The organism is Dietzia sp. UBA5065, from assembly GCA_002415925.1.
In the GTDB taxonomy this organism is placed as follows: Bacteria; Actinomycetota; Actinomycetes; order Mycobacteriales; family Mycobacteriaceae; genus Dietzia.
Genome location: DIAZ01000098.1, coordinates 4,855 through 9,939 on the forward strand (window position 1 = coordinate 4,855; position 5,085 = coordinate 9,939).

6 protein-coding genes are annotated in these 5,085 nt (G+C 72.3%); 5 read left to right on the forward strand and 1 reads right to left on the reverse strand.

The window, feature by feature from the left end; genetic code table 11:
* From B4M60_RS07490 to B4M60_RS07505, 4 genes are all read left to right on the forward strand, one after another.
* A partial coding sequence (locus tag B4M60_RS07490) for a cytochrome c biogenesis protein ResB (RefSeq protein ID WP_291081852.1) occupies nucleotides 1-1,326 on the forward strand: 1,326 nt, incomplete at its 5' end.
* Nucleotides 1,323-2,321 carry a c-type cytochrome biogenesis protein CcsB gene (ccsB, locus tag B4M60_RS07495; protein ID WP_291081854.1) on the forward strand — a complete coding sequence of 333 codons (999 nt, stop codon included), beginning with the start codon at nucleotides 1,323-1,325 and terminating at the stop codon, nucleotides 2,319-2,321. The genes B4M60_RS07490 and ccsB, both read left to right, overlap by 4 nt.
* 90 nt (nucleotides 2,322-2,411) lie before the next feature.
* Nucleotides 2,412-2,642 carry a FitA-like ribbon-helix-helix domain-containing protein gene (locus B4M60_RS07500; protein WP_291081856.1) on the forward strand — a complete coding sequence of 77 codons (231 nt, stop codon included), beginning with the start codon at nucleotides 2,412-2,414 and terminating at the stop codon, nucleotides 2,640-2,642.
* Nucleotides 2,639-3,088, forward strand: coding sequence for a type II toxin-antitoxin system VapC family toxin (locus tag B4M60_RS07505; RefSeq protein ID WP_291081858.1), 450 nt, complete (start codon nucleotides 2,639-2,641; stop codon nucleotides 3,086-3,088). The genes B4M60_RS07500 and B4M60_RS07505 overlap by 4 nt, the downstream gene beginning before the upstream one ends.
* Nucleotides 3,089-3,115: 27 nt before the next feature.
* Here the strand turns inward: B4M60_RS07505 and B4M60_RS07510 are convergent, their stop codons facing one another.
* Nucleotides 3,116-4,198 carry a PucR family transcriptional regulator gene (locus B4M60_RS07510; RefSeq protein ID WP_414646761.1) on the reverse strand — a complete coding sequence of 361 codons (1,083 nt, stop codon included), beginning with the start codon at nucleotides 4,196-4,198 and terminating at the stop codon, nucleotides 3,116-3,118.
* On the opposite strand from B4M60_RS07510, the gene B4M60_RS07515 reads away from it, so the two are divergent.
* Complete coding sequence (locus B4M60_RS07515; protein ID WP_414646762.1) at nucleotides 4,197-4,799, forward strand: CoA transferase; 603 nt, start codon at nucleotides 4,197-4,199, stop codon at nucleotides 4,797-4,799. The two genes, B4M60_RS07510 and B4M60_RS07515, sit on opposite strands and share 2 nt — an antisense overlap.
* Nucleotides 4,800-5,085: the final 286 nt, after the last annotated feature.

Here is a 5,085-nt window from a genome sequence, read left to right on the forward strand (position 1 = left end):
CCCCGCAACCTCGGCCGGCTGCCCCACCACGCCGCGTACCGCACCACGGCCACCCCCGAGCAGGCGGCCGACCAGATCCGCCGCGAGCTCGGGGGCAGGGTCCGCCGCAACGACGGCGACGGCCGCGTCCCCGGCACCATCGAGCTCTCCTCCGAGCGGGGCTACAGCCGCGAGGTGGGCAACATCGTCTTCCACTTCGGCCTGCTCGCCCTGCTGGTGATGTTCGCCGCCGGCAAGTTCGTCTACGCCGAGGGGATGCGGGTGATCATCGCCAACGCCGAGTCGCCGGCGTTCTGCAACACCACCCCCAGCGCCTACGACTCGTTCCGCGCGGGCCTGCTGGTGGACGGCACGGACCTCGAGCAGTTCTGCATCAAGGTCTCCGACTTCCGCGCCGACTACCTGCCCAACGGCCAGGCCGAGATGTTCACCTCCAACGTGCGCTACACCGAGGACGTGGCCACCACGGACCCGGCCACCTGGCAGCCGTACGAGATGCGCGTCAACCACCCGCTGCGCGTCGGCTCCACCCGCGTCTACCTGCAGGGACACGGCTTCGCGCCCACGTTCACGGTGACCTTCCCCAACGGGGAGACCCGCACGGACACCCAGCCCTGGCAGCCCACCGAGCTCCAGACCTTCCTGTCCTCGGGCATCATGCGCTTCGACCCGCCGGCCGGGCTGTACCCCGACCTGGCGGAGCGGCGGACGCAGCAGATCGCCGTCCAGGGGCTGTTCGCGCCCACGGCGTCGTTCGACGGCACCATCCTCAGCTCCCGTTTCCCGCGGATGGACGACCCGGCCGTGGCGATCGACGTCTACCAGGGCGACGCCGGCCTGGACACCGGCCGCCCGCAGTCGGTGTTCTCGCTGGACTCCGACCTCATCGAGTCCGGCGCGCTCGAGCGCCGGGCCCGCGTCAACCTCATGCCCGGCGAGTCCACGACCCTGCCCGACGGCACGACCGTCCGCTTCGACGGCGCCGAGGAGTTTGTCAACCTCCAGGTCTCCTCCGACCCCACGCAGGTCTGGGTGGGAGTGTCGGCGGCCGTGATGATGGCGGGGCTGGTGCTCAGCCTGATGGTGCGGCGCCGGAGGATCTGGGCGCGCGTGAGTGTCGACGACGACGACGTGACCCGCGTCGACCTGGGAGGCCTCGCCCGGACGGACCGATCGGGCTGGGGCTCGGAGTTCGACGAGCTGCGGGACCGGCTGGTCGCCGCGTCCGCCGTCACACCCGTGTTGCCCGGTGGGGCCGATCCGGAGCACACTTCATCCAGTCGCCACACGACCGGCGACGACCCGCGGAAGGACGACACCCGGTGATCACACTGACCCTCGCCCAGGGCATGCCCGTCGACGAGACCCTCTCGACCTACTCCGACCTGGCGTTCCGCACGGCCTTCGGGCTCTACGTGCTGGCGCTGGTGGCGTCGATGGTCTACTACGCGGGGTTCCGCGTGGCCAAGGTCTCGGAGAGGGAGCTCGTCGGCGCCGGCGGCCCGGGCCTCACGGAGTCCACCTCCCTCACCGACACCGGCGACGAGGACCGCTCCTCCGCGGGCAGCCTGCGGTGGGCGCGGATCGCGCAGCTGTTCGTCATGGTCGCGTTCGGGTTCCAAGCCGCGGCGCTGGTGCTGCGCGGGATCGCCACGAACCGCTTCCCGTGGGGCAACATGTACGAGTTCATCCTGGCCACCACGCTGCTGGCGGTGGGCGCCGGGCTGGTGTTCCTGCGCAAGCCGGCGATGCAGGTGGCGTGGCCGTACGTGCTGGTCCCGGTGCTGGCGCTGCTGTTCTTCGGCGGCACGCACCTGTACTCCGAGGCCGCCCCGGTCGTCCCGGCGCTGCGCTCGTACTGGCTGCCGATCCACGTGTCGATCATCTCGCTGGGCTCGGGGATCCTGCTCATCGCCGGCGTGGCCTCGATCATGTACCTGCTGCGGGTGTGGCAGCCGCAGGGCGCCGAGCACGGCTGGGGCGCGCGGCTGGCGCGCCCCCTGCCCAGCGCCGACACCCTCGACCGGCTGGCGTACCGCACCACGGTGATCGCGTTCCCGATCTTCGGCGTGGGCATCCTGCTCGGCGCCGTGTGGGCGGAGAGTGCCTGGGGCCGCTTCTGGGGCTGGGATCCCAAGGAGACCGCGTCGTTCGTCTCCTGGGTGCTGTACGCCGGCTACCTCCACGCCCGCGCGACCAGCGGCTGGGGCGCCAAGAAGGCGGCGTGGATCAACCTCGCCGGGTTCGCGGTGCTCATCTTCAACCTGTTCTTCATCAACATCGTGGTCTCGGGGCTGCACTCCTACGCGGGCCTGAACTAGCCGCGCCGGGGGCTCACGGCGAGCCTCGGGCGGTTCCCCTGGCGAGCCACTGCGATCGGCGATATCATGGCGGCGATATCGGAGGTCGCAATGGCAGAACAGATTCTGATCCGTAATCTCCCCGAGGGGACCAAGGCGGCCCTGCGGGCTCGCGCCGAGCGGCATCGACAGTCGGTGGAGGCCGAGACTCGGGAGATTCTCGCCGCGGCCCTGGCGGAGGACCCCTGCACCCTCGTTGACCTCCTCGCCGGCGAGGTCGGTGGTGACATCGAGTTCGAGCCCGGCCGCCTCGGCCTCACGGCGCGCGCCGCCGAGCTGTGACCGGAGAGGGGGAGCGGGCGAGGTTCGTCCTGGACACCAACGTCGTGTCCGCTCTGCGGGTTCGAGGGAGGCACCCGGCGGTGGAGGAGTGGGCGTCATCCGTGCCGGTGACCGACCTGTTCGTCACCGCGATGACCATCGGTGAGATCGAACGGGGCATCGTCGCCAAGGAGCGCTCGGATCGACGGCAGGGTGAGATCCTGCGCGAGTGGTTCGACACCCGGGTTCTGCCGGCCTTCGCCGGGCGCGTCCTTCCCTTTGACCTGGCCGCCGCGCGCATCGTGGCGACGTACCGGGTTCCGGATCGCGCGCCGCTGGATGACGCGCTCATCGCGGCTGTCGCCCAGGCGTCCGGAATGATCATCGCGACCAGGAACACCCGCCATTTCGAGCCACTCGGCGTCGCGTGTGTTGATCCCTGGACGTGGTCGAGCGTCGGCGGATAGTCGGACGCCCCGCGGGGAAAGCCGGGCTCACGCCGCGCGGAGCTCGGCCAACCGCAGCGCGAGGCGGAGCTCGAGCGCCCGGTCGCCGCGCCGCCAGCCGCCGCCGAGCACCGAGTCGAGGCGGTCGAGCCGCTGGTAGACCGTGTTGACGTGGACGAACAGCCGCTCGGCGGTGGCCGAGGGGCTGCCGTCGGCGGCGAACCACGCGTGCAGGGTGTCGAGGAGCGCGGTGCCGCGGGCGCGGTCGAACTCGCGCACGGGCCCGAGGTTGCGCTCGATGAGCCGCGTGACGGTGCCGCGGTCGACCTCGCTGAACAGCAGCCCGTACAGCCCCAGCTCGTCGGTGGCGGCGCCGTCGCCCGCGCGGTCCAGCGCGAGGAGCAACCGGGCGGCCCGCCCGGCGCGCTCGACGTGCTCGTCCAGCCCGGCGAGTCCGGCGATGCCGGCGATCGGCCCGGAGGCGCCGACCGTCGCCCGGTGCGCGGCCAGCCGCCCGGCCACGTCGCGGGCGGTGGCGCCGGCGTCGGTCCCGGGCAGCAGCATCACCCCGCGGTCGCCGTAGGTGGTGACCAGCCCGTTCTCGACCCGGGCGAGGGAGCGGCACTCGGACTGCAGCGCCCGCGACATCCGGCCCTCGGGCGCGACCACCAGCGCCACGAGGCTGGCGTCGACGTCCACCCCGAGCCGGGCGGCCCGCCGGGCGACCGCCTCGAGGTCGTGCTCGCCGGGGGCCAGGACCTCCGCCAGCAGCTCGCCGCGCACGCGGTTGTCGGCCTCGTCGCGCGCGCGGTGGCCCAGCAGGATCAGCGCGATCACCGAGCCCACGCGGCCCAGCACCCGGCCGATCGCGGGCACGGGGCCGCGGCTGGCAAAGGCGACGTACCCCAGGTGGTCGGGCCCGGTGACCACCGGGGTGACGGCGACGACGTGGCCGTCCGCGTGCCTGGTCACGAGGCCCGCGGACGGCTCGGTGTCCGCGGCGACCTGGTCCAGGACCCGCCGCAGCAGGTCGACCGGCGGCCCCTCGGTCGAGCGGGCCGAGCCGATCTCCCGGTGGGCGAGGTCGAACACGGCGGCGGTGCCGCCCTCGAGGTCCACCACCGGGTCCATGTTCCTGCTGGTGGGCGTGCTGGCCGCGCTGCACGAGCGGGAGCGCACCGGGGTGGGCCAGGTGGTGGACGCGGCGATGGCCGACGGCGCGAGCTCCCTGACCTCCCTCATGCGGTCGTGGGAGCACGCCGGACGGTGGTCGCCCCGCCGCGGGACCAACCTGCTCGACGGGTCCGCGCCGTTCTACCGCGCGTACGAGTGCGCCGACGGTCGCTTTGTGGCGGTGGGGGCGTTGGAGGACGTGTTCTATGGCCGGTTTGTTGAGGGGCTCGGCTTGTCTCCGGCGGACCTGCCCGATCGCTGGGACCCCGCGAACTGGCTCGGGCTGACGCAGGTGTTTGAAGGCGCCTTCGCGGCCCGGAGTCGGGACGAGTGGGGTGAGGTTTTTGACGCCCTCGACGCCTGCGTGACGCCGGTGCTGAGCCTGAGGGAGGCGCCGTTGCACCCGCAGGCCGTCGAGCGGGCGGCGTTTGTGGAAGACGGCGGATTCCCCATGCCCGCGGCCGCCCCGCGGCTGGAGACCTCGGAGGGCGCGGCGCCACCGCGGGTTGCGGCGGAGTTGCGGACGGTGATGGCCCGCTGGGCGCCGGACGGGTCGTGACGGGCCCGAGTGGTTGGATGCTGCTGCCGGCGAGGATCGCGTAGCGGCTAGGCGTTGCCACGAACTTAGCGAGTATTGCGGAGTCGCCTGGGCCGATGGCGGGCGGATTTGGGCGGTTTGGTGGGTAGGCAGGGTTTGAGGCCGCGCGCAGACTTGACCTCGTGGGCCGCGAAACAGGTCCGGCCCATGAATCAGGAGGTGAAGAGGCTATGTCCAGTGAGATTTTCGGATGGCTGTTCTGGGTCTGGTACAACCTCACGGCGTCGCTCGGGCCCGGGTCCGCGCC

Coding starts and splice junctions, on each gene's coding strand:
- B4M60_RS07500 (WP_291081856.1), top strand. CDS start 2,412: ATGGCAGAACAGATTCTGATCCGTAATCTCCCCGAGGGGACCAAGGCG.
- B4M60_RS07515 (WP_414646762.1), top strand. CDS start 4,197: ATGTTCCTGCTGGTGGGCGTGCTGGCCGCGCTGCACGAGCGGGAGCGC.
- B4M60_RS07510 (WP_414646761.1), bottom strand. CDS start 4,198: ATGGACCCGGTGGTGGACCTCGAGGGCGGCACCGCCGCCGTGTTCGAC.